The 23,768-nt window shown below is 71.7% G+C and carries 18 protein-coding genes and 1 pseudogene; 14 read left to right on the top strand and 5 right to left on the bottom strand.

Translation table 11 applies throughout. The features are described from left to right. Positions 1–134: 134 nt before the first annotated feature. Positions 135–230 (bottom strand): annotated as a pseudogene (locus tag FKN01_RS32985) (peptidylprolyl isomerase); the annotation flags it as partial. Between the two features lie 341 nt (positions 231–571). Between FKN01_RS32985 and FKN01_RS04190 the strand changes: the two are divergent. Further along, on the top strand, positions 572–1,582 hold the full coding sequence (locus FKN01_RS04190) for a serine hydrolase (protein WP_143616478.1): 1,011 nt from the start codon (positions 572–574) through the stop codon (positions 1,580–1,582). Between the two features lie 113 nt (positions 1,583–1,695). Here FKN01_RS04190 and FKN01_RS04185 read toward each other — a convergent pair whose 3' ends face one another. From FKN01_RS04185 to FKN01_RS04175, 3 genes are all read right to left on the bottom strand, one after another. After that, positions 1,696–2,820 (bottom strand): Gfo/Idh/MocA family protein, encoded by a 1,125-nt coding sequence (locus FKN01_RS04185; protein ID WP_143616476.1) that lies wholly within the window; start codon positions 2,818–2,820, stop codon positions 1,696–1,698. Positions 2,821–2,876: 56 nt separating this feature from the next. After that, positions 2,877–4,073, bottom strand: a complete 1,197-nt coding sequence (locus FKN01_RS04180; protein WP_143616474.1) for a Gfo/Idh/MocA family protein — start codon at positions 4,071–4,073, stop codon at positions 2,877–2,879. 89 nt (positions 4,074–4,162) lie between these two features. Then, entirely contained in the window at positions 4,163–5,080 is a 918-nt protein-coding gene (locus tag FKN01_RS04175; protein WP_185992737.1) for a hypothetical protein, read from the bottom strand. Positions 5,081–6,568: 1,488 nt separating this feature from the next. On the opposite strand from FKN01_RS04175, the gene FKN01_RS04170 reads away from it, so the two are divergent. From FKN01_RS04170 to FKN01_RS04110, 13 genes are all read left to right on the top strand, one after another. Next, on the top strand, positions 6,569–7,915 hold the full coding sequence (locus FKN01_RS04170; protein WP_185992736.1) for an MmgE/PrpD family protein: 1,347 nt from the start codon (positions 6,569–6,571) through the stop codon (positions 7,913–7,915). Continuing rightward, on the top strand, positions 7,912–8,508 hold the full coding sequence (locus tag FKN01_RS04165; RefSeq protein WP_143616468.1) for a hypothetical protein: 597 nt from the start codon (positions 7,912–7,914) through the stop codon (positions 8,506–8,508). The genes FKN01_RS04170 and FKN01_RS04165 overlap by 4 nt, the downstream gene beginning before the upstream one ends. Next, the gene (locus FKN01_RS04160; protein ID WP_143616466.1) at positions 8,505–9,701 is read left to right on the top strand and encodes a YcaO-like family protein; all 1,197 of its coding nucleotides are present in this window, start codon (positions 8,505–8,507) and stop codon (positions 9,699–9,701) included. Before FKN01_RS04165 ends, FKN01_RS04160 begins: the two co-directional genes overlap by 4 nt. Before the next feature lie 11 nt (positions 9,702–9,712). Continuing rightward, entirely contained in the window at positions 9,713–10,501 is a 789-nt protein-coding gene (locus FKN01_RS04155; protein WP_143616464.1) for a SagB/ThcOx family dehydrogenase, read from the top strand. Continuing rightward, positions 10,488–11,543, top strand: coding sequence for a JmjC domain-containing protein (locus FKN01_RS04150; protein WP_143616462.1), 1,056 nt, complete (start codon positions 10,488–10,490; stop codon positions 11,541–11,543). The genes FKN01_RS04155 and FKN01_RS04150 overlap by 14 nt, the downstream gene beginning before the upstream one ends. 1 nt (position 11,544) lies before the next feature. Beyond that, a complete protein-coding gene (locus FKN01_RS04145) occupies positions 11,545–12,678 on the top strand; it encodes an insulinase family protein (RefSeq protein WP_143616460.1) in 1,134 nt (377 codons plus the stop codon). A gap of 38 nt (positions 12,679–12,716) precedes the next feature. Beyond that, positions 12,717–13,262, top strand: a complete 546-nt coding sequence (locus FKN01_RS04140; protein ID WP_143616458.1) for a hypothetical protein — start codon at positions 12,717–12,719, stop codon at positions 13,260–13,262. Next, positions 13,246–14,469, top strand: coding sequence for an MFS transporter (locus FKN01_RS04135; protein ID WP_185992735.1), 1,224 nt, complete (start codon positions 13,246–13,248; stop codon positions 14,467–14,469). Before FKN01_RS04140 ends, FKN01_RS04135 begins: the two co-directional genes overlap by 17 nt. 5 nt (positions 14,470–14,474) lie before the next feature. Beyond that, on the top strand, positions 14,475–15,923 hold the full coding sequence (locus FKN01_RS04130; RefSeq protein WP_143616454.1) for an AMP-binding protein: 1,449 nt from the start codon (positions 14,475–14,477) through the stop codon (positions 15,921–15,923). Further along, complete coding sequence (locus FKN01_RS04125) at positions 15,920–16,405, top strand: acyl carrier protein (RefSeq protein WP_143616452.1); 486 nt, start codon at positions 15,920–15,922, stop codon at positions 16,403–16,405. The genes FKN01_RS04130 and FKN01_RS04125 overlap by 4 nt, the downstream gene beginning before the upstream one ends. Next, positions 16,402–17,823 carry an AMP-binding protein gene (locus tag FKN01_RS04120; RefSeq protein WP_143616450.1) on the top strand — a complete coding sequence of 474 codons (1,422 nt, stop codon included), beginning with the start codon at positions 16,402–16,404 and terminating at the stop codon, positions 17,821–17,823. The genes FKN01_RS04125 and FKN01_RS04120 overlap by 4 nt, the downstream gene beginning before the upstream one ends. A 166-nt stretch (positions 17,824–17,989) precedes the next feature. Further along, positions 17,990–19,177: an MFS transporter gene (locus tag FKN01_RS04115; RefSeq protein WP_185992734.1), complete on the top strand. Its 1,188-nt coding sequence runs from the start codon at positions 17,990–17,992 to the stop codon at positions 19,175–19,177. Between the two features lie 109 nt (positions 19,178–19,286). Further along, entirely contained in the window at positions 19,287–21,662 is a 2,376-nt protein-coding gene (locus FKN01_RS04110; RefSeq protein WP_143616446.1) for a glycoside hydrolase family 3 N-terminal domain-containing protein, read from the top strand. A gap of 149 nt (positions 21,663–21,811) precedes the next feature. On the opposite strand, the gene FKN01_RS04105 is transcribed toward FKN01_RS04110, so the two are convergent. Next, complete coding sequence (locus FKN01_RS04105) at positions 21,812–23,401, bottom strand: iron-containing alcohol dehydrogenase (RefSeq protein ID WP_143616444.1); 1,590 nt, start codon at positions 23,399–23,401, stop codon at positions 21,812–21,814. Positions 23,402–23,768: the final 367 nt, after the last annotated feature.

Genomic DNA, 23,768 nt, shown 5'->3' with positions numbered 1-23,768 from the left:
AGATCCGGCGCGCACTCGGAGCGCCGGGCTCTCGCGGAATGTCCGGACGTACTGAACCCGCGGAGGCGGTTGTCCGGAGCGGCGCGCTGCGGGACTTGTGGTGCTGCGGTGTTCTCGCGAGCCGCTGGTGGGTGTCAGCGGGTCTCGATGACCACCTTTTCGATCACCACGTCATCGACGGGGCGGTCGTTGCGTCCGGTCTCGACCTGGGCGATGGCGTCGACGACCTTCGCGGTGCGCGGCCACGGGCGGGGCGCTGTGCGAACAGGAGCACACCGGCCCGCAGCATGACATCCGGTCCCAGGCACCGCATGGCGCACCCGCCCGCCACCGAGCCGGGAACTGCGGTAGGGCATCGGGGAGGGACATCCCGAGGCGACCCCCGGTAAGGTGCCCTCCGGCTCGTCCGGAGATCGGAGATCGGAGACAGGGTGGAACACCTGGTGGTGGGGTCTGCGCGTCTCAGGAAGGAAGGCCGTGCCCGGGCTCGGCCGCGTTCCCGGGCCGCCTCCGACGAAAGGCTTCGGCCGCCCCGTTCACCGCGTGGCCACTCCCTCGCGGGGGCTGTGCTGTGAGTGCGTCCGAGGCCCCGGCGCGCATCCGCCGGATGCTGGAGCAGCTGGTGGAGCGCCGAATTCTTCTCGGCGGCCAGGTCTTCCACCGGCATCGCGGCGAGACCCACCGTTTCGCGGTGGGCCAGGCGGTTGCCGGGGCCGGCGCCGACGAGGTGGCCGGACGGCTGTACTGCGCCAACAAGCCGGTGCTGGCGGTCATCGCCGGACTCGCTGCCCAAGACGGGCTTCTCGGTTTCCAGGACCCGCTGGCCCGCTTCTTCGACGACTGCGCCCCGGCCATGGCCGCCGTCACCGTCGCCGACCTGCTCGGGCACACTGTCAGGCTTCCCCCCTCCCTGCACCGGGACAGCCCGTCCCTGGACGAACGGGGGCGTCGCATCGTCGCGTCCGCCACGCCCCGGCAGGGCCCAGCCCACTACAACGCCCAGAGCACGTCCGCGGTGCTCGGCGCGATCGTCGAACGGGTCCACGCCCGGCCCCTCGCGGACGTCGTCGAGGAGCGGGTCGCCCGGCCGCTCGGCCTTCGTGACCTGGCACTCGTGGCGCGTCCGGGCCGGCCGTACGGTGCGCTGCACCGCCGCGACGGACACCTGCGGTTCGTCCCGGTCGAAGACGAGGCGCGTGGTCTGGGCGAGCTGAACCCCGGGCAGGCAGGTGTGTCCACGGCCGCGGACGCGGGGCTGCTGTACGCGGATCTCCTGGCGTCCCTCGGCGGCCGGGGCACCCTGTTGTCGCAGGCGACGGCCCGCCGGCTGGTGGCCGCCGGACCGCCGGTACAGCTGTACGACCTCGGCGAGCGCAGCTGGGGCCTCGGCTTCCAGCGGGACCTGCCCAAGGGCATTCTGGGCGCGGGATGGGGCCCGGGCACCTTCGGCCACCTGGGCACCGCGCCCCGCCGCATCGTCGTGGTGCACGCCGCCGAGCCGGAGGCGGGGCGGGTACTGACCATGCGGCTGTTCAGCCCCGTTGACGACCGGTGGGTGCGGCAGCTCACCGCGGTCGCCTGACCACCGCCCCTGGGGTGCCGACGGTTCGTCAGCACCCCAGGGGGGCCGGCCAACCGGCTACGGCCCCGCGCGCTCACCCCTGCTCGGCCCGCCAGGCCCGGGCGGCACGGGCATCATCGCGGCTGCGGTATCTCCGGCTGCGGTATCTCCGGCTGTGCGTTCGCCGGGACCGCTTCGGGTCGCCGGAAGCCGCTGTCCACCCGGCGGGCGGTTCCCGACTCGGTCGCCGCGAGCAGGGACTCCATGACGTCGAGGACGTGATAGGCGAGATCGGCACTCGCCCGATGCGCTCCGTCCGTCGCGATGGCGTACGCCATGTCCGCGATGCCGATGCCCCGCGCCCCGCCCGCGTAACCGCCGAGCACCGGCAGGGTCCGCCAGGCGGAGTCCCCGTCGTGGGAGACGCGGACGTCCCCGGTGAAGCTGTTCGGGTCGGGCACCGACAGCGTGCCCTCCGTGCCGTACACCTCGATCTTGGGCAGCGTGCTCTGCCACACGTCGAAGCTCATCATGAGCGTGGACAGTGCCCCGCCCTCGTGCTCCAGCACCCCGGTGACGTGCGTCGCCACGTCCACGGGGAACGTGGTGCCCGCTCGGGGGCCGCTGCCGATCGTGCGAGTCCGGCGCGGGGTGACGGACAGGCCGGTGACGCGCCGCACCGGGCCGAGGATGAGGACCAGCGCGGTCAGGTAGTACGGGCCCATGTCGAGGATCGGTCCGCCCCCGGGCCGGTAGTAGAACTCCGGGTCCGGGTGCCAGCGTTCGTGCCCCGGGGTGGTCATGAAGGCGCTCGCCGCGATCGGGGTGCCGATCTCACCCTTGTCCACGCAGACCCGCGCCGTCTGAATACCGGTGCCCAGGACCGTGTCCGGTGCGCAGCCCACCCGTACGCCCTGCGCCGAGGCCGCGGCGAGGATCGAGCGGGCCTCGGCGGTGGTCATGGCGAGCGGTTTCTCCCCGTACACGTGCTTGCCCGCGGCGATCGCGGCCAGGGAGACCTCCAAGTGAGCCTCAGGGGTGGTGAGGTTGAGGACGAGGTCCAGCTCGTCCGAGGCGTAGAGCTCCGTCAGGCTCGTCGCACGTGCCCCCGGGAACTGTGCGACCGCGGCCCGAGCGTGTTCCGGGTTGCGCGTGGCCACCTGCAGGGGACGCACGTTCGGCATCCTCGACAGCGTTTCCAGGTACTCGCCGCTGATGTTGCCTGCACCCACCACGCCGATCCCCAACGGGCCGACCATGTCGTCTCCTCCTGTGTGGTCATCCGAAGTCGAGGAACCGGCGGACGGTTCCCCACTCACCTGGCCGCCGTCCGCGGGACGGCGGGGGTGAGGGTCAGTTTCTTGTCGTCGCAGGCGGGCAGCGCCACGTCTTCCATGACTCCGCGGCCCTCGGAGAGCCGGAGGCTGACGTCCAGCACGTGGAGGGAGAAATCCGCGGACAGGAAGGGCTGTTCGCCCTTGAGGGCCGCGGCGGCCATGTCGGCGACCCCCGCGCCGACCGTGAGGTCATGGGTGTCGTCGTACCGGTGCTGCGCGGGCGGCACGACGAAGGGCAGCTGCTCCGCCTCCTGCAGATACGCGTTGGTCTTGCCGCTCGTCCTGGCGTGGCGCTGCAGCATGACCGGCGCGGAGGCCTGCCACACGTCACTCACGGTGAGGACCCCTTGGTCGCCGACGACGGTGAGCGACAAGTCGGCCGGCGCGACCCAGCCTATGCTGAGCCGGCAGACGGTGCCGCTCGCGAACTCCAGGAACCCCAAAGAGATATCAGGTGCGAGTTCGGTCTTCCCCGGCCACTTGTCCGCGAGTTGCAGGGAAGTGTGGGCTGCCATCCGCACCACCGGGCCGAACATGGCGACCAGCCAGCTGAGTTGGTACCCCGCGTGCTCCATCACGCAGCCGTTGGCGACCTCGTCCAGGTACGGCCACGGCACACCCCGTCGGCTGCGCCATTCGGTGTAGGGCATGAAGGCGAGAGCACCCATGTCGAGCGAAGCGTGCGCGAGGAGCGGCTTGCCGATCAGGCCGTCGCCAACAGCTCGCAGCAGCGTCTGTGCGGCCTGGCTGAAAATGGTCGAGGGGGCGCTCGACAGCAGGAGCCCCCGCTCCCTGGCCAGCTCGACGAGCTCCGTCGCCTCCGGGAGGCTGGAGGCGAGTGGCTTCTCCGAGTAGACGTGCTTGCCGGCCAGCAGCGCCGCCTTGCTCACGGTGTAGTGCTGTGACACCGGGGTCAGGTTGACGACGATCGCGACGTCCGGGTCGCCCAGCACTTCGTCGAAGTCGCTGAAGGCGCGCCCGCCGTACTCCGCGACGAACGTGGCGGCGCGCTGCTCGTCCACATCGAAGGCGCCCTTGACCTCCACATGCTGGTAGTTGGGCATCGTCGCGCCGTAGAAGTCGGCGGCGTATCCGCAACCGACGAAGACCACGCCCACCGTTTCGCCAGACGGCTCCAGCGGGGCCTCGGCGTGCCTGCTTCCGTCGTTTGCCATGTTCTTCTCTCCCGAAGTGGTGTCAAGGGCTGTCGTGCGGGTGTCTGGGGGAGGGCGGTGGAGCCGGTTCGGACGCCACCGCTGCGGCGTCAGCCGGCCAGAGCGCGTCTGACCAGGTATTCCGCCAGGCCGCGCAGGACCGCATCGGCCTGTGCGGGAGGGATGACGGCGTCGTCGCAGACCAGATGGATGCGCGCGGTGGGCCCGCCGTCCAGCACGTAGGCGAACATCGTCGCGTCCCTGATGCGGTGTGAGGCGACGGCTGTCACGTTCGCGTCGCCGGGCTGCCACGAGGCCAGCTCCTCGGCCCGGTGCTCCAGACCGTCCCAGCCGCGTGACCTCCGCGCATCGTTGAAGTAGAAGGAGAGGTCGGGAGCCGTGCCCCGCTCCGTCATCGCGACAAGCGTTTCGCGCCAACGTGTGGTGTCGTACCGGGCTTTGGCGTAGCCACGGATCGCCGAGTCCTGAGTGGACCGCAGGTACTCGTGGACGGTGCCTTCCCCGCCCGCCGGCGGGATCACGTGCAGACCGATCTGCAGGGCGATCCCGGGGAACCCGGCGAGGTCCGGGTGGTGCCGGTTGCTGGCGACCAGCAGCAGGGCGGCAGGGGGGTCGGCGAGAACCGAACGCAGAGCGGCCCCCAGCGCCGCGAGCAGGACGCTCGACGTGTTCACGCGGTGGCGGGTGGCGACGGTCTGAGCGGCCACGGCGGCCTCCCGCGAGTGCAGGGCCCACTCCGTGTACGACCCCGCGGAGGGCAGCCGGAAACCGCGTCCCGGCGGCAGCGCGGACAAGGCGCTCGACCATTGGGACAGCGCGGCTTCACTGCGTTCCCGCATGCGGTCCGTGGCCTCTCGGCGCACCAGGTCGCGAACGTGCGGGGTCTCCACGGCGGCCCCCTCCAGGCTGCGTTCCAGGAAGCCGGAGACCAGGGAGTGGCTGAAGGCATCGAACACCAGATGGGAGTAGGCGACGGCCAGCGAGCGGACCTCGTCGCCGTCGACCACCAGACCGAAGCGGACCGGCAGGTCGGTGCCGGGAGAAAAGGCGGCCCCGGCCAGCTCCGAGGCGAGGTCCGCAGCCGCCGCCGCGGGGCCCCGCTGGAGTGGAGAACCCGGACCGGCGCTGCGGCCGCCGGCCGGATCACCTGGGCGCGCCGGGCTACGTCGGAGGTCGTACGGGCCACGTCGCACTCGGCGAAGAACCCGGTCAGCGAGGCGAGCACCTGGCTGATGCCGCGCGGCGTCCGGAGCAGCCGCCGCCGCGGCAGGTTCAGGTCCCGCGCCTGTGTCCCGAGCGCCAGCACGTATTCCCACATGGTCGCCTGCGCCCAGGTGAGCGGGTAGCTCCTGGTCTCACTGTCCGGTCCGGACGCTTCTATGACGGTGTGGGCCTCGGTCATCACGCTCCCTGTCTCTCCAGCACGGAACAACCCACCGCCCCCTCCTCGCGCAGGCGCATGCCAAGGGCCTCGTGCCAGGCGGATGGCGCCTGCGCATGCCGGCCTCCGTACCGGCAGAGCACAGAAAACCACGAATCGGAGTGCATAAACCCAACGGGCGCCAGCCTGCCTGGCAGCGTTTTTCCTAATCGTCTTCCGGCATCCTGCACCCGATGTCATGTGAGTGTGTTCGCCCGTCATGCGGTGGATTCGGGTGAAGGCCGGACACGGTTCAGAGCCTTTTCGGACCTGGTGCATCAGCTCGTTCGACCGGCCCGGGGAGGCGGCTGTGGTAAGCGGATTCCCGACGAAAAGGACTGCCTCCGCCGGAACGCCAGGGGAATTTGTACCCGCCCGGGCTGGGTCTGTCCAGACCCAGTGGCTGATCTTGACGCGTGATTACGTGCCGTCGGCATGCGTTCCGTGAACCGGTGCCGACGGTGGGCGGAGGCCGGCCGAGAGGCTGGGGGCGCTTCCGTTTCGATGAGGGTATTTCATCGGGCATACCGGCGTTCTGGTCGGTCTTCAGCGCATAACTTCATTTTTGAGGTGAAGTTCTTTTTGATGCCGAAGTCCGAAAGCTGGTCAAATTCTGTGACTTGCAGGGCCACATCTCCTGAGAAGCTCCTGAGATGTCGGATATGACGGGTTGGTTGATCGTCGTCGCGTGACCCTGGCCAGATTTGTCAATGTGCTTGACAAACCTGTTCGCGGAACTGGACCGTATGGAGGTCTTTTTCGGGACGTCACTTTGCGCAAGCTCTTTCTACGAGAGGTAGGCCCGGCATGGTGCAGCAAGCGATGGTTCCGGCGTCCAGTGACAATGGGCGCTGAATGCGCCGAAGGAAACCGTTTCGGACATCAGGTGTGCACGGATTTCGCTCCGGCATATCTGTAGGCCACACGGTTTGATCGGCCCACGAAAAGCGGCATTCGCCGCGCAAGGCTTCGGCGCCGGGAATTCCGGCGCCGAAGCCTTGCGTCATCCCCTGGACGTCAGCAATGGACGGTCGACGCTCACGTGCGACCGCGACACCCTGATCACGAGGACACCGTGCCGCCTGATGGAGAGAACTTCGGCGAGGCCGTCGACGCATGGATCGACGTCGTCGCCGACGGCTGCGACGTTCCTGCCGCCTTGACGACCGACGCGGCGGCGGCTTCCGCCGACTTCATGCTGTGCGCCTTGATCGGCCGGACACTGCTCGGCGGAGCCGACCGGCACCCCGGAAGCCCTCCGGTACGGCCGGGCGCCGTGGGGTTCCCTCTCTGGTGGACCGGGAGAAGCTCAACCGCCGCGCATGCGGCCCGTGCGAACCTGCTCGCCGGGATCTCCGCCGATTTCGACTCGGTGCACTACCTCGCCGGAGGGCACCTTTCCGCCTTCCTGACTCCCGTGCTCTTCGCGCGGCCTGATGTCCCCCTGGACACCGCTCTGCGCACCCAGGTGCTGGCAACGGAATTCGCCGTACGCCTGGGACAGGCGGTCAAGGACCCCGCCCGGGCCAACGGCTTCCACGTCACCCCGGTGATCGGGGGCCTGGCCACCGTCTGCGCCCTGGCCTGGCGGCGCGGGCTGCCCGCCGAACGCGTCAGGTGGTGCCTGCGCCTGTTCCTTTCGACGTACCGCTCGGACTACGGACTTCTGAGCAGCGACGGACGTCTGTACCAGATGGGTCAGGCTCTCAGCCAGGTGTTCGCGGCCGTGGACGAGGGCGGTACGCACACCAGGATCGACCAGCGGGCCGCGCGGGAGTGGTGGCGGCCCTTCTCCGCGATGGGTGTCCCGATGGACACACCCGCCGCCTCCTCGCAGGAGTGGCTCTCGGCACTGGGCCACACCTCGCTGAAGTCCGTGCCGTGCTGCGCGTACTTCTTCGAGACACTGGAGACGGTGGCGAGCGTGCGCCGGCGAGTCCCCGGCGACGGCCTGCGCCACCTGCACGTCGACGTCCCGGAGTACGTCCTCGCCGCACACCGCGCCTCCGGGAGTGCCGCCTGGCTCGAGCCGTTCGACCTCGTGCACAACCTCGCCATCTGCTGGGCGCTGGACAGGAACTACTGGACCCCGCTGGCAGAGCTTCCCGTCGAGGCCGTCCGGCGGATCGCCGAGGCCATCACGCTGCACCCCGTGCCCGACGACGCGGCGGTGACCGTGACGGCGGTGACGGACGACGCCGCCGTGACCGCGCGGGCAGCGCAACGGCAGGAGCCCGGAGCCGCCCTCGGGGCGCTGCGACGGAAAGCCGAGATCGTGAACGCCCGCCTCGACCCGGAGCAGCACCGGCCAGAGGTATCCGCCGGCCCGCGTCAGCTGCTGCGCGACCTCCTCGATTCGTGTGGTGAAGACCGTCACGGGCGCCCCCCGGGCGCACGTCAGGCCGATGGAGTACTCCGATGACGTTCCCTCCCGTTGAGATCTCTACCGTCTGTCTCCACCCCTCCTCGTCGTATCCGTCCATCGCGGCGGAGCTGACGACGCTGCTGTTCGACGGCGGGGGCCCCGGCACGGCGGAGCACGACGCGGCCACGGCACGCAAGACACTGTGCGTGGCCGTCGTCGGCGCCGACGGCGTCGACGACCTCCTGCCGCATGCTCTCGACTGGACGCGGCGCGGTGGCCTCCAGCTCCCCGTCGTCGTCGACGCGCGGCACACGTCGGTCGGCCCGCTGACCAACCCGGGATTCTCCGCCTGCCCGCAGTGCGCCTGCTACAGCGGTCTTCTCGACCCGGAGCCGGCGCCCGCCGGCGCGGAGGGGCCCGGCGATCCGGCCGACGTCCCCTGGCTCGTGGCGAAGCTCGTCGCCGTCACCGTCGCCCGGGAGGTGCACCGGATCACGCGCGACACCAAGGCCCTGCCCATGACCCTGGGCGCGCTGGCCCGTATCGACCACGCCTCCGGGACCGTCGGCTTCCGGAATGTCGGCCAGATCGACGGCTGCGAGACGTGCTCGGCGCTGCTGGAGTCGGTTTTCCAGGGAAGCGCGCGGTGAGCGGCGTCCACGTGCCCCTGCCGCAGCGGGTGCGGCAGTTGGAGGAGCTGCTCCTCGGGCGGGCCGGCCACGTCTCCACGCTGGACCCCCTCGACGACTTCTACAACGACGAGCCGCGGGGACAGGGCTGGGTCGCCCAACTGCCGCCCAACGCCCACCTCCCCTGGGGATCGGCCCCCAACCCGCGGGCCACCGGTGGCCGCGGACGAGGGGAACTCGCCCGCCTCAAGGCGCTGATGGAGGCGGCCGAGCGGGTCTGCCTGAGCACGGTGCCGAGCGACGGCCTCCTGTACGGGACCGCATCGGAGCTCGGCACCTGCGTCGCCGCCGAGGACTTCCCCCCGCCGTGGCAGGACTCCCCGGTCTGGCAGTCGCCGATGCACTGGTGCAGCGCCACCAGGATCGGCTCCCCCTCCGCCGAGGCCGTCCTGGTGCCGGCGCAACTCGTCTACTGCCCGTTCCACGAGCCCGACGACCGGGCCATGCTGTGGGACCCGAGCAGCAACGGCGCGGCTGCCGGCTTCTCCTTCGACGACGCGGTGGCACGCGCGACACGGGAGGCGTTCGAGCGCCACGCCCTGATGCTCTCCCACTACCTGCGGCTCGGCGGCCGGGAGGTCGACTGGCTCGGCCTGCCGCTCGACCCGGGAGCCGTGTCGATGGGCCTGGAGGCACGGGCGCTGGGGCTGCGGCTGCGGGTCGCGTGCCTGACCGAGCACCCCTTCCCGGTCGTGGTCTGCTGCGCCGTTGACCCGTCCGACAGGTTTCCCTCGCTCACCACGGGCAGCGCGTGCGGCGAGACGCTCGCGCAGGCCGTCGGCGGAGCGATCAGCGAGGCGCTGCACGCCCGCAGGCAGGCCCGGGACTTCCTCACGAATGTGCCGGCGATGGACATCGCCGGCCTCGAAACGATCGAGGACCGCGTCGTCTACTGGGGGCAGCCGCAGACCGCGCGGAAGCTCGACTACCTCTTCGGGGACGCGACCCCGCTCGACGGCGCCTACACCAGCGGCTGTCTGGACCAGGGGTACGCGGCGGACATCACGACACCGCTCCTGCGCGAAGCCGGCGTCTTCGTCGTCAAGGTAGTCCACCCGCGCCTGCAACCCATGTTCTTCAACGAGAACCAGAAGCTGATTCTGGGTGCTCCGGATCAGGGTGCGCTGTCACCCGATCCGCACCCCTATGCCTGACGGAAGTGAGTATGAGGGCAGACAAGGGAGCGGCTCCTTCGGCGCTCGACTTTCACCGGACCACCTACGCCGACGCGGCGATGCTCTCCGACTGGGTGATGCTGCCCGTCGACCAGTGGCCCGACGAGTGGTTCACGTACAACCAGAAGACGTTCCCTCGGCTGGAGAGCCTGGTGCTTCCGGACCCGGGGGAGCCGCCCGCGGGCCCCGGCTCACAGTGGCTCGCCCACCGCGTCAGCAGCCGCGGCCCCCTCGCGGAGATGCCGCTGGCCGACCTCTCCCAGGTCCTCTGGTACACGACGCACTCCGTGCCACCGGAGCAGCACACCCCCGGCAACTGGCACCGGCCGTACCCCTCGGCCGGCGGACGCCTGGGATGCGAGTTCTACGTCATCGCGCGGAACGTCGTCGGCCTGGAACCGGGCGTCTACAGCTACGGCGTGGCCCGCCACCAGCTGACGCGGCTGCGCCCCGCTGTGACCGAGGAAACCATGAGCCTCCTCTTCGGCGACGGCTGGGTGACGCGCACATGCGCGGTGCTCGCCCTCACGGTCTCCCTGGACCGGCTGCAGATCAAGTACGGCCCCCGGGGGTTCCGCTACGGCCTGGTGGAGTCCGGTGCCGCCGCGCAGACGGCCTGTCTGGTGGCCGGCGCCGCGTCCATCGGCTCCTGTGTGCTCGGCGGGTTCGCCGACGTCCCGATGAGCCAACTCCTCCTCTGCACACCGGAATCCGAGATACCCGTCGCCACCATCGCCTTCAGCCGCATCGAGGAGGGCCACCGAAATGATCGTCACTGACGACGCAGTCGAGCCGGTTCTCGGCCTCTCCAGGACCGAGCTGACGGAGGCGATGGGGCGCCGGTGGTTCCACAGGCCCGGCGCGCTGCCCTCGGCCGGCGCATGCACCTGGGCCGACCTCAACAGGGCCCTGCAGTACGGCAACCTGGGACCCGACCAGATCCGGCTCGTCGGCGGCGAGGTACCGGTCGGCGACCTCTTCCGCGTCGCCGTGGCCGGCGGCGGCCGTGCCTTCCACCGGATCGTCCCGGAGGCGGCACACCGCGCCCTCGCGACCGGCGCGACGCTCGTCATCGACCAGCTGGACCTGATCGACCCGTGGGCCGACCAGATCGCCCGTGCCCTTTCCGGCATCTTCACCGCCAGGGTGCAGGCGAACCTGTACGCGTCGCTCCGCCGGGCCCCCGGGTTCGGCGCGCACCAGGACACCCACGACGTCTTCGTGGTCCAGGGCAGCGGCAAGAAGCACTGGACGGTGGGGACCGGGACCGGGGCCACCGACCTGACCATGTGCCGGGGCGACGTGCTGTACCTGCCCGAAGGGACCCGGCACGACGTCGCCACCGACGCCGAGGGCTCCCTGGACATCACCTTCGCCGTCCCGCGGCCGAACCTGCGCGAGCTGCTGGCGTGGGCGCTCGACGGCTCACGCGACGCGCGCCTGCTCGCCCCCGTCGACACCGGCGATACGGCGGCCCGGACGGCGGCGCTCACCGGGCAGGCAGAGGCACTCACCGACGCCGAAGTGCACTCGTTCGTCGAGGAGCGGCTGCACAGCGGGATGGCTCCGTCGTTCGTGAACCTCCCCTACGCCGGACAAGGTGCCACCGAGGTGCCGGACGCCCCCGTGCTGTTCGCCCGGCGGTCCTTCGCCGCCGTCCTGCCCGACGGAGCGGACCAGCACGCCCGGGTGCTGGAGTGCCTGAGCGCGACCGAGCCGATGGCCGTCGGAGAACTCGTCTCCGCCAGCGGCGTCGACAAGGCCCTGGAAGTGGTGTGCGAACTCGCGCAGCGGGGCCTGATCAGCCTGTCGGAGCGCTGAGATGAACCGCGTGTACGAGGCGGCGCCGGGGCTGGGCTGGTACGAGGAGAAAGGCGACGTCGGGGCATTCGCGCTGGGCTTCCCGGCGGGATTCCGCGCCGAAGGCGCCGGCCGGCCGGGCCTCGCCCACTTCACCGAACACCTGCTCATGGCGCCCAGGGACGAAAGCGCCCACCCGTACGCGCAGTTGGAGGAGCGCGGATTCCTGCTGGAGGCGCAGACGCGGCGCGACCACCTCACCGTGAGCCTCAGCGGGCCGCAGAAGCACCTGCTGGGCGCCGTTGACATCCTCGTCACCCACCTTGTCGACCGGCGCCGGCCGGGCGGCGCCGCCCGGCAGCAGGCAGAGATCATCCACAACGAGGTGCTGGAGAAGACCGGTCTCGACCCCGCGTCCGACCGGTGGCGCTGGTGCGTCGCGGTGCCGGGCGGGGCGATCGGCGCGGACCACGACCCCGTCGTCGCCCCCGCACTGGCCGGTCTGGCCGTCTACGCGGACGTCTGGCAGGGCTTCGCCGCCGATCACGTCCGCCTGGAACAATGCGCCGCCGCCGTGGCCGCCGACCCCGCGCTGGTCCGCCCCGAGGACGTGCAGTCGCTGCTGGGCCCCAGGCCGCTGCCGCCTACCAGGCCCGCCGTCGCGCCTGCCTCCTTCGCCACTGCCGCAGGGGATGGCCGGCCGGCGCCGCGAAAGGAAGTCGTCCTCCCCGTCCTGGACGGCGGTCTGCCCGGCCAGAGCGCCGCTCTGGTCGCCGCCAGGCTGATCGGCGAGGCGCTTGCCGCGGCGACCGGGTACCCGAGCGTCAACGCGCACTACGGCCTGTTCGACGAGTGGTTCAGCGAGGACGCCCCGACCGTGCTCACCGTTCCCATGCCGCCGGGGTCCGACTCCGACGCGCTGGAACAGTCCGTCGGGAACGCCCTCCGCTCCGCCACCGAGCCCCACACCCTGGCCCGGGCCTGCGAACAGCTGTCGGACGAATGGAAGAGACGCATCGGCACCCCCTCGGCAGGCTCCCGGCTGACGGCGTGGATGCTCCTCGGAGCACGGATGGGCGTCCCTTTCACCGACGTCGACGCCGCACTCGTCACCCGGAGCCTCGAAACGGCCGTGCTTCCCGGGGGGCCCCGGTGACGCGTCCCACCACTCGGGTGAACCGCTGGGGAACGACCATGGACCTCGTCTCCCGCCCGTCCCACGTCAGCGCGACCACGCCGGTGAACGTGGTCTGTGCGGACGACGTGTGCGCGTGGCTGTGCCTGTGCGAGTACGTCGCGGGCAACTTCACCAGTCCCCTCATGCGCGCGGGCCGGCTCACCGGGACGCTGTTCCGGGTCCGGCTGGCCCTGCTGCCCGGCCTCCGCGGCAGCGGCGTCCTGGCCCTCACGTTCACCTCGTCCGAGGCGTCGGAGCGGATGAACCTGGCGCTGGTCCACCAGGCGCTCGAAGACGTCGTCGAGGAGGGCGGGGTGCCGTCCGCCCACTGGCGCGGTGCGGCCCTGAGGCTGAGGACCCGGCTGGCCACCAGCGAACCCCTGACGCGGCGCTCGCCCTGGGGCCGCCCGCCGTACGACTGCCGCATCGACGACCCGCTGACGTGGGCGAAACGGCATCCGCCCCAGCACGAAACCCACCGGCCCGCACTGGCGGCACTCGCCCGCCGGCTGTCGGACCGTCGATCGGCCCTCGAGGGGGATGGTGATGAGTTTCTCCGCTGAGCGGGAGTCGCCCATCGGACTTCTGCGCAGGATCAGCACGGCATCGAGCCTGGAGGACGGCGCCTTCACCCTGGTATTGCCCGTCCTCGCCCAGCAGTCCACCGGCGACCTCGGCGTGGCTGCGGTCTTCGTCGCGGTGACAGCCCCGTGGGCGCTGGTCTCGCTGCCGGTCGGATACCTCGCGGACCACATGTCCCGGACGCGGCTGCTGAGGATCACGGCGTTCGCGCGGACCGGACTCGCCGCGGTACTCGCCGTGTTGTGCGCGTTCGGGAACCCCATGCCCGAGCTCATCGCCGTCCTGGCGTTCGGGCTGAGCAGTTGTGGCGTCGCCTCGGAGATCGCCCGCCAGGCGCTCGTACCGCAGCTCGTGGCGGATTCCAGCCGGCTCGTCTCCGCCAACACGGAGATCGCCAAAGTCTCCCAGCTCTACGGAGGTTTCGTCGGACCGCTGGTGGGCGGATGGCTGCTCCTGTGGAGCCAGTCCCTCGCCACCGCTTCGCTGGCCGTCTTCGCCGCGATCACGCTGCTCGTCACCCTCGGACTGCCGGGGACCCCGGCGCTGCGGGACGAGCCCATGCGGATGCGGACGATGATGACGGCAGGGCTGGGCGGATTCCACCAGATCTACCACCACCGCATGCTCCTGACCCTGGCCTCGCTGAGTTTCACGGTCTCCACCGTCTGGTACGTCTGGGAGACGTCCTTCACGGCCTTCGCGCTCTCCGACAGCGGCCTGGGCGCCTCCAGCCTCACCTACTCGTTCCTCCTCCTGGCCGGGGCGGCCGGGGCGCTCGTCGGCAGCCAGGTGGTGCAGCCCATCACCCGCAGGTTCCCGCTGCGCACCACGCTGGCGATGAGCCTGGCGGGCTGGGCCGTGTGGTTCCTCGTGCCCGCGCTCACGTCCCACTGGCTGCCCATCGTCTGCTGCCTCGTCCTCGGCGGCGGCGTGGGACTCATGTGGAACACCATCTCGATCACGGCCCGGCAACTGGTCACCTCGGGGCATCTGCTGGGACGCACGACCGCCGCGTACCGGATGGTGACACGCACCGGCCGGGCGCTCGGGGCGGCCCTTGCCGGCCTGCTGATGTCACACACGTCCTGGCACATCTTCGGCTCCTGCGCGATCGTCATCGGCGTCGTGGCCGTCGGAATCATCACCTTCTACCGCGACCGGCTCATGCTCGAACCGGAAGCGAGGTGACGGCAGTGACCGCCATCAGGACCGCGCGACCGTCCGCCGCCGAGTGGCTGCCGACCGCCGGCCTCGTCCTGCACCTGGCCGACGGCAGTACGCAGACACTGTCGCCGGAGCGCCTGCGGGCACACGTGTCACGGCTCCGCGAGGAATACCGGCAGGCCGTGGGCCGCGACGACACCCTGTGCCTCGTCCCCGACGGGCAGGCACCGTTCCGGCGCTACCTGACGGAACTGCTCGCGGCGCTCGGGCTGCCGAATCCGGTGGTCGTGCCGGACGGCGAGACCGGTGCGCCGTCGACCGCCGAGCGACTGGCCGCTCTGGGGCTGGCCTCCCACACGCTCGGGCACCCGCGGCAGCCCTGGAGCGGGTCCGAGGGCCGCGCCGCACTGCCCCCGTCCACCCTGCTGCTGCGCACCGGCGGCACCAGCGGGCGCGCCCGGTACGCGGTGAACACCAGCATGCGCGGGGCCCTGGGCCGGGACCCCAGGCTGAGCCTGGCCTCCTCGGTGGGGCTCAAGGCCGGACTCCGCGTCTGCCTGGCCGGGTCCGTCCGCCATGCGGCCACCCTGAGCATGCTGCTGGACGCGCTGAACCAGCGGGCGGAGATCCACCTCTTCGAGAAACCCGACCCGGCGCACGTGCTGCACGAGGTCCGGCGGCACCGCGTGAACTGGCTCCTCGTCACACCTCTGCACATGCGCATGATGCAGCGCCAGTGGCTGAGCGACGGAGGCGCACCCGACCTCAGGACCCTCGTCCACATGAGCGCGGTCTGTGCCGAGCCGGTCAAGCGGTTCTGGCACGCGACGCTCGGCCCCGAGCACGTCTACGAGGTGTTCGGCGCGTCCGAGGGGATCGGAACCACGGTGGCCCGCGGTGACGAGTGGGAGGCGCGGCCGGGAACAGTGGGCAGGGGTTTCTACACGTCCGTGGCCGTCCTGGACCCCTCGGGCACAGCCGTCGCACCGGGGGAGGCGGGCGACGTCTACTTCCAGTGCGGAACGAGCGCGCGTCCGCTGCACCTGGGCCACCGCGACTCCGTTCGGTGGAGCGGCTCCGGATACGTCAGCATCGGGGACCGGGGCCGCCTGGACGCGGACGGATACCTCTACCTCGAACCCCGGTCGCAGCTGCGGATCACCGTCGGCGGAACGACCGTCCTGGCGACCGACGTCGAGGACGCGCTGATGGACGTCCCCTGGGTCCGGGACGCGGCAGCGGCCGGCATCCCCAACCGGGTGACCGGGCACCGTGTCGTGTGCTTCGTGGTGGCCGACGGCCAGGGGGCCGAGGACCGGCTGACCGGGCTCGCCAGGCACCTGCGCGGGGTCCTGCCGCCCGCCGCCGTTCCGCGCCGGATCGTGACAGTCGACGCGATCCCCCGATCAGCGGCCGGAAAGGTCAACCGCACCCTGCTCGCGGACATGGTGCACAAACACTTCCAGGAGGGGCAATGACCACGCAGCACATCCCTGACAGCCCGGACTGTGCGGGGATCTACCGTGTCACCCCGGAGGGCGACCATGTCGCAGCCGTGACCACGAGCTCCTTCATTTCCGTTCCCGAGGTACGGGCGCGGCTCAGCGCGCTCCTGGCGACGGACGCGCGCCGGCTGGTGTTCACCGTCCTCCACACGGGCAAGGCCACCAACGCCGAGGCGATCAGCGACGACGCGGTCGCGGCTGGTGCCTTCCACCGGACCAGGGCCCCCGAGGGGACCGTGGAATCGGGGTTGTTGGAGCGGATCGCGCTCACCCTGCCCGAGGACGTGGTGCTCAGCACGACCGACAGCATCTGGGACCTGGGCGGAGACTCGTTGCTCTGCCTGGAGCTGAGCGAGGCCATCGCAGACATGTGGGGCGTGGAGATCGATCCCGTGGACATCTTCCGCGCCAAATCCATGGCGCAGCTCGCCGACGACATCGAGGCGGAACGATGACGCCGAGCGCCTTCGACCTGCTGGCCGGCGGCAAGGACGCGCCGGCCCTCCTCGACGGCGCCCGGACTCTCACGCGTGGCCGGGCCCGCGAGATCTGCGACGACATCGCCCGGTTCCTGGGCGACGACGCGAAGAAACTCGTGATGGTCGAGAACCCCCGCTCCGCGGCGGGGGCGCTCGCCTACCTGGCCGCTCTCCGGGCCGGCCACGCTGTGATGCTCGTGGAGACCGCAGGACTCGGCGACCTGCCGGCGTCCATCGAGCGGATGCGGCCCGACGTCGTCCTCGGCCCGTCCTGCGTACGGGCCACGGAAACGTCCGCGGACTACCGGCGCGAGGCCGAGAACGTCCCGCACATCGGGCCCGCGCGCCGCGTGGCCCCGGCCCGCGCGACCGAGCCCTCGCCCGAACTCGCCCTGGTGGCACGGACGTCCGGCTCCATGTCGGAGGGCAAGCTGGTGCGGCTCTCCTACGGCAACCTGTCGAGCAACGCCCACAGCATCGGCCGGGCGACAGGCATCCGCCCGACCGACGTCGCGGCGACGTCCCTGCGCCTGGACTACAGCTTCGGGCTGTCCGTGTTCAACTCCCACCTGGCGGCCGGCGCCGCCGTCGCCCTCACCACGGCGTCACCCACGACCGGCCGCTTCTGGACGGACGCCCGGCGCCTCGGAGTGACCACCATCGGCATGGTCCCCTCCACGGTCCCGTTCGTGCTGGGGGACCCGCAGGCGCGGGCGAGGCTGTCCTCGCTGCGCGCCGTCCTCGTTGCGGGCGGTCCTCTGTCCGCCCCCTCCCTGCGGCGGCTGCGGGCTGCGGCGGGCCCGCGGACGCCGGTGTTCTACATGTACGGGCAGACCGAGGCGACCGCACGGATGACCTGCCTGGACCCGGCGCTGGCCGCCGTACGCGAGGGGAGCGTGGGGGCTGCCATACCGGGCGGACGGATCGAGATCCGCGGCAGGGACGGTGCCGAACTCGCCCCCGGGCAGCGCGGCGAGGTCCACTACACGGGCCCCAACGTGATGCTCGGCTACGCGCGCGCCCGTGATGATCTGGCGCTGCCCGACCTCACGGGAGGCGAACTGCGGACCGGCGACGTGGGTCGGATGGAGGACGGCGTCCTGTACCTCGAAGGCCGGCTGGACCGGCAGGTCAAGGTCCTGGGCGAGCGGGTCGGCCTCGACGCCGTCGAAGCCGCGGCGATGACCGCCCTCGACGGCACCACCGTGGCCGCGGTGCTCGCCAAGCCCGACGAGGTCCACATCTACGTCGAGGGAGACGCGGACCGCCTCGGCCGGCTGCGTTCGCTGGGCTCGGCCGGCCTGGGCGTTCCTCGGGGCTGCCTGAAGCTGCACGCGGTGCACCGCCTGCCGAGGACACCCTCGGGCAAGGTGAAGTACGTCGCGCTGAGCTGAGACGGGGCCGGCCGGCCGCTGCCCGCGCCCCGGGGTCCGCCCCCGCGCAGAGCATGGAGATCCGGAGCCGGGCGGAAGCGGCGTACGAGGCTTCCGCGCCGTCGGGATTCGCGACGGCATCGAGCGAAAACTTGCGAAAGGGCCTGTTGCGACAATGGATGTGACTTTGCCGGAATCAGTGGCGAAGGAGTCCGGGGAGGTCACCCGGGGGCGAGCGGTCGTCGCGGTGGCGGCGCTGTCGGTCGCGCTGTTCGCGTTCGCCACGGTGGAGACCCTGCCGGTGGGGCTGCTGCCCCAGATCGCGCACGGGCTGGGGGTGTCGCTGTCGTCGGTGGGACTCCTGGTGACCGGTTACGGGCTGGTGGTGATGGCGACAGCCGTGCCGTTGACCGCCCTGACCCGGCGGGTTCCGCGCCGGCGTCTGCTGGCCGTGCTGCTGAGCGTCTTCACCGCGGCCACGCTCCTGGGCGGTGTGACCCCCGGGTACGGCATCCTGCTGGGGGCGCGCATTCTGATCGCGCTGACCCATGCGGTGATGTGGTCGGTGGTCGCCTCGGCCGCCGCGGGCATGTTTCCCGAACGGGTGCGGGCGAAGGTGGTGGCCGCACTGTTCAGTGGGTCCTCGCTGGCCCAGGTGGCGGGTGTGCCGACCGGGACCTGGCTCGGACAGCAGACCGACTGGCGGGTGCCGTTCCTGGTGATGAGCGTCCTGGGTCTGATCGCGGGGACCGTCGTGGTGACCCTGTTGCCGTCGGCCTCGGCCGAAGACAATCCGGCTGCCACCGCCCCCGAGCCCAGCGGCATCCGTTTCGCCCTGCTGGTGACGGTGACAGCGGTCGTCGTCGCGGGGTTCTTCACCTTCTACACGTACGTCACCGTCTTCCTCACGCGCGTGGCCGGGATGTCCTCGCACTCCGTCGGCGCCGTGCTCGCGGTGGGCGGGGTGGCGGGCGTGATCGGCACGAGCGGGTCCGGTGTGCTGGCGGACCGCAGTACCCGCGCCACCATGACCGGGTCGGTGACACTCGTGACCGCCGCCCTTGCGCTGCTGGTGGCCGCCGGTTCCCATCCCGTCGCCGCCGTAACAGCGGTCGCCCTGCTCTCCCTGTCCCTGTCCGGCATGATCACCGCTCTCACCAGCCGCATCCTGCGCATCGCCCCGGGCAACGTGGACGTAGCCTCCGCGGCCGGTTCCGCTGCTTTCCAAGCCGGCATCGCCGCCGGCTCCTTCCTCGGAGGCCGCCTCCTGGACGCACACGGCCCGCACTCCACCGTCGTCACCGGTGCGGTTCTCGCCGCCGCCGGTCTCGTTCTGCTTCTCGCCGAGGAGCCCCTCAGCCGTCGCCGCCGATAGCAGCCACGGCGACACCCGGGCCGAGACCCGTACGCGGCACGTTGCGGCACCCGGCTCGCCCCGTGCCGCAAGGAGAACTCGGCGTGTACTGAATGAGAGGAAGAGACCAATGACCGAACGGATCGCACAGAGCGGGGCCGACGGGCTGGATCAGCAGATATGGCGGAATCCGTCCTCGCCGGTGAGCGACCGGGTGGCCGACCTGCTGCGCCGGATGACCCTGGAAGAGAAGATCGGGCAGCTCGGCTCGTACTGGTCGGCGCCGCTGCGCCCCGGGGAGCCGGTACTGCCCCTGCCGGACTGGGCCACGGACCCGATGCCCCCACAGCTCGCGGAGGCGGCGACGGCCGGCCTGGGACAGCTCACGCGGGTCTACGGCACCGAACCCGTGACGCCGGCGGCCGGACTCGAACGGCTGCGCCTGCTGCAGCGAACCGTCGTCGCGGCGAACCGGTTCGGCATACCGGCGCTGGTGCACGAGGAGTGCCTCACCGGGCTGCTGTCGTGGACGGCCACCGTCTTCCCCACCCCGCTGGCCTGGGGCGCGTCCTTCGATCCCGAGCTGGTGGAGGAGATGGCGACGGCCATCGGGGAGAGCATGCGCAGGTCCGGTATCCACATGGGTCTGGCCCCGGTCCTCGACGTGACGCGCGACTACCGGTGGGGGTGCACCGAGGAGACCATCGGCGACGACCCCCACCTGGTCGCCACCGTGGGCACCGCCTACGTCCGCGGTCTGGAGAAAGCGGGCGTGGTGGCCACGGTGAAGCACTTCGCCGGGTACTCCGCATCGGTGGCCGGGCGGAACATGGCTCCCGTCACCTGCGGTCCCCGCGAGTTCGCCGACGTCATCCTGGAACCCTTCGTGGCGGTGCTCCGCGACGGCGGGGCCCGTGCCGTCATGGTCGCGCAGACCGCCGTGGACGGTCTCCCCACCACCGCGGACCCGTACCTGCTGACGGATGTTCTCCGCCACCAACTGGGCTTCACCGGCCTCGCGGTGGCCGACTACTTCGCGGTCTGGAACCTCAAGTACATGCAGCGGGCGGCAGATTCGGCCGGCCACGCCGCCGCCTTGGCGCTCCGGGCCGGCGTCGACACGGAACTGCCGACGACGCACTGCTTCGGGCAGCCGCTGATCGAGCAGGTGCGCCAGGGCACGGTGCCCGAGGAACAGGTGGACCGGGCGGCATCCCGCGTGCTGACCCTCAAATGCGAGCTCGGGCTGCTGGACGAGACGTGGGAGAGCGAGCTCGCCGCACTGCCGATCCCCGCGCCCGACGCGTTGGATTCGCCCGAGCACCGGGCACTGGCGCGCAGGCTGGCCGAGGAGTCGGTGGTGCTGCTGGCCAACGACGGCACACTGCCCCTCGACGGCGGCTCCGTCGCGCTGACCGGCCCCCTGGCGGACGACCCACTGGCCATGCTCGGCTGCTACGCGTTCGCCAACCACAACTCCCTCGACCACATGGAGGAGATGGCGGCGCGCGTCGGCCTGGAACTCGGCGTGGCGGTGCCCACCCTGTCCGCCGCGCTGGCCGCGGAGCTGCCCGACGCGAAGATCCGGGTCGCCCCCGCCGGGCGGGTCGACGCGCTGGAGGACGCGGACATCGCTGCCGCCGTGGCCGCCGCGCGCGACGCCGACGTGTGCGTGCTGGCGATCGGCGACCGGGCCGGGCTGTTCGGTCTGGGCACCTCCGGCGAGGGGTGCGACGCGCAGACCCTGGCACTGCCCGGCCGGCAGGCGGAACTCGCCCGGGCGGTCCTGGACACCGGCACGCCCACGGTTGTCGTGCTGGTCTCCGGACGCCCCTACGCCTTGGGCGACCTGGCCGGGCGCGCGGCAGCCGTCGTCCAGGCGTTCTTCCCCGGCGAGGAAGGGGCCACGGCCATCGCGGGGGTGCTGTCCGGCCGGGTGGAGCCGTCGGGCCGGCTCCCGGTGAGCATGCCGGGCAACACAGGCGCCGCGCTGGGGACCTATCTGCATCCGCAGCCGGGCGGCCCCACCGAGGTCAGCGGCGCCGATCCCACCCCGCTGTACCCGTTCGGGCACGGCCTGACGTGGACCACCTTCGCCTACGAGGACTTGGCGGTGGACGCTGACATCATCCCCACCGACGGAACGGTGCGCATCGCCGTGACCGTGCGCAACGCAGGGCTCCGGGCCGGCACCGAACTGGTCCAGCTGTACCTCTCCGACCCGGTGGCCTCGGCAGCGCGGCCCATACGCTGGCTGGCCGGCTGGGCGCGGGTACGGCTCGAACCGGGACACGCCGCGAGGGTCCGGTTCACCGTCCACGCCGACCGGGTCTCCTTCACCGGACAGGACCTGCGCCGCAGGGTGGAGCCCGGCCTGATCCACGCCGAGGTCGGACGGTCGAGTGCGGACCTCCCGCTGCGCGGGTCCTTCGTCCTCGAAGGCCCTGAGCGGGTCCTGGGCTTCGACCGGGTCCTCACCGTGCCGGTGCGGGTCACCGGCCTGTGAGAGGCCGGGCACCGATCACGTCCAGCAGCACTCGGAGGCGATCGGCGAAGTCGACTGGCCGATCGTCTGCGTCGGCTCGGCGAGCGCGCGGGCCCACTGCCGTCCCGACCCTGAGGTCTACCGGCGCCGCAACGTCACCGAACGCTGCTTCAGGACGAGCCCGTCACCACCGGGCCCTGGTCGCCATCGCCTGCCTGCGACCAGGGCTCCCCGACTGACAGTGCGGACACACCCCGGATACGTACGCCGCCGTGCAGCACCGCGTCCCGCGCCGTGCGGGCGGCCTCCGCGGCGGCGTCGTGGTCGAGGCGTTCGTTCATGACGACCGTTCCGTAACTGCCGTCGTCCACCCAACTGCACGCCACACGTGCGCCGGGAGCCTCCCTGTCGTCCGCGTACGAGACGCAGCGGAGCCTGCCCCCGCCCGGACCGGCGTCCGGCTGCCAGATCTCGTTGATCGTCGAGTCCGACTCCGACAGCCCCAACTCGTATCCCTTGAGGGCCTCGTCGGGGGTGCCCCGGAAGTCACCCGTCGCACCGACGATGATGGCGTCCGGGCCACTCATGTTGCCCAGGACCGACAGGTCGCCGTAGAGGTAGGCGAACGCGCCCTCGACGTCCAGGGACTCCGTCCACAGCGACGCCAGATCGGAGCCGACCCCGGCCACCACCGGTACGGCGGAGGCCAGCGGCTCACCCCGGAACTCCTGCGGCGGCGCGACCGTGTAGTGCGGGTAGTCCTCGGGCTCGGCCGGCAGGGACTTGAGGGCCATCGGCGAGACCAGCGCGAACACAGCGAGGGTGAGCGCCGCGCCGAGCACCGCGAAGTCGCGCAGCCCCGGCGCGGCGGGCGGGGAGAGCGGGCTCGGAGGTTCCGGTGTGTTCGCCGGGAGCGGCAGGACGCGGTCCGTGGCACGGATGCGGGCGCCGCTCTCCAGCACGGTGAGCAGCCGGTACGGGAGGAGGGCCAGCACGGCGCCGGCAGCCGCCCATACCGACCAGCGTGCCGACGCGTCGAGGAGCAGTGTCAGGGCGCCCGCCGCCAGGACGGCGAGCACACTCAGACAGGGCGCCCTGATCAGCCACAGGAGGAGCGGCCGGCCGGGCCGGGTGAAAGCGGTGAGCGTCTCGGCGCGGATGGCCAGGCGCAGGCTGTGCGGGTGCTGCCCCGCCTCCTCCTCGGCGAGGCGGGCCGCCTCGGCCAGGCCGGGGGCGGTGGCGAGGGCCTGCCGGACGTCGTGGCGCTGGGTGTGGGTGGGGGAGGGCTGGGGTGCCTGGCCCTGTGCCGCCCAGAGCGGAACCGGGTCGCGGAGGCGCTGGGCCTGCGGCGAGCCGGGGGCCAGTTCCTCGATCCGCGCGATGAGCTGGGCGGCGCGGGCGGCGCGGCCGGGGCGCTCCAGTCCGTCGGCGGCCCGGCAGAGTTCGGCGTACGCGGCGAGCAGGTCCAGATGGTCGGGGAAGACGTCGAGGCCCCGGCGGTAGACGCGCTCGGCCTCGTCGTCGTGGTCGTCCTCGTCCTCGGCGACGTGCGCCCGCCCCAGCAGTGCGTAGAGGTCCGGGTCGGGGCCGTACTGCTCCAGTGCGGCGGTGGCCCGCTCGCGTGCCTCGCCCCGGCGCTTCGCCGTGAGCGCGTCCCGTACGGCTTCCAGCGCGGCGGCGGCCTCCGGTGACCGCTGCTTTGCCTCCGGCCCTGCCGGCTGTGCCGTGTCGGGCGTGTTCGTGTGCCCGGTGTCCTGCATGGAAACCCCCACCCTGTGAAGCGACCGGCGACGGCCGGACGCGCAACTATCGCGGGTGGCCGGGGCGCGGGTCAACGCCAATTGGGTGACGACTGCCCAGGTCAGCGGGTTGAAACGGCACGGCGCGGCGGGCCTCGCCCCGGCCGGCGCGGCTCCCGACGGTGACTCTCCGGGCCGGGGAACACGCTCGGGTACGGACAGCCGGGGCGACGGCACCGGCCGCTGGACCACCCGGCCGCGCGCTTTCCGCATGAATTCCGCGGAGGGACCGCGCAAGCCCCTGATCGGGTGCCGCACATCGCCAATCACTCGAACGTGTGGATTAAAGACCGACCAGGCAGGCGGCCCTTGCCCGGGACGCCGAGAC

This window comes from Streptomyces sp. 130, from assembly GCF_007096885.1.
Taxonomy (GTDB): domain Bacteria; phylum Actinomycetota; class Actinomycetes; order Streptomycetales; family Streptomycetaceae; genus Streptomyces.
The sequence above is the reverse complement of the archived record's forward strand: the minus strand, read 5'-3'. Positions and strand labels throughout refer to the sequence as shown.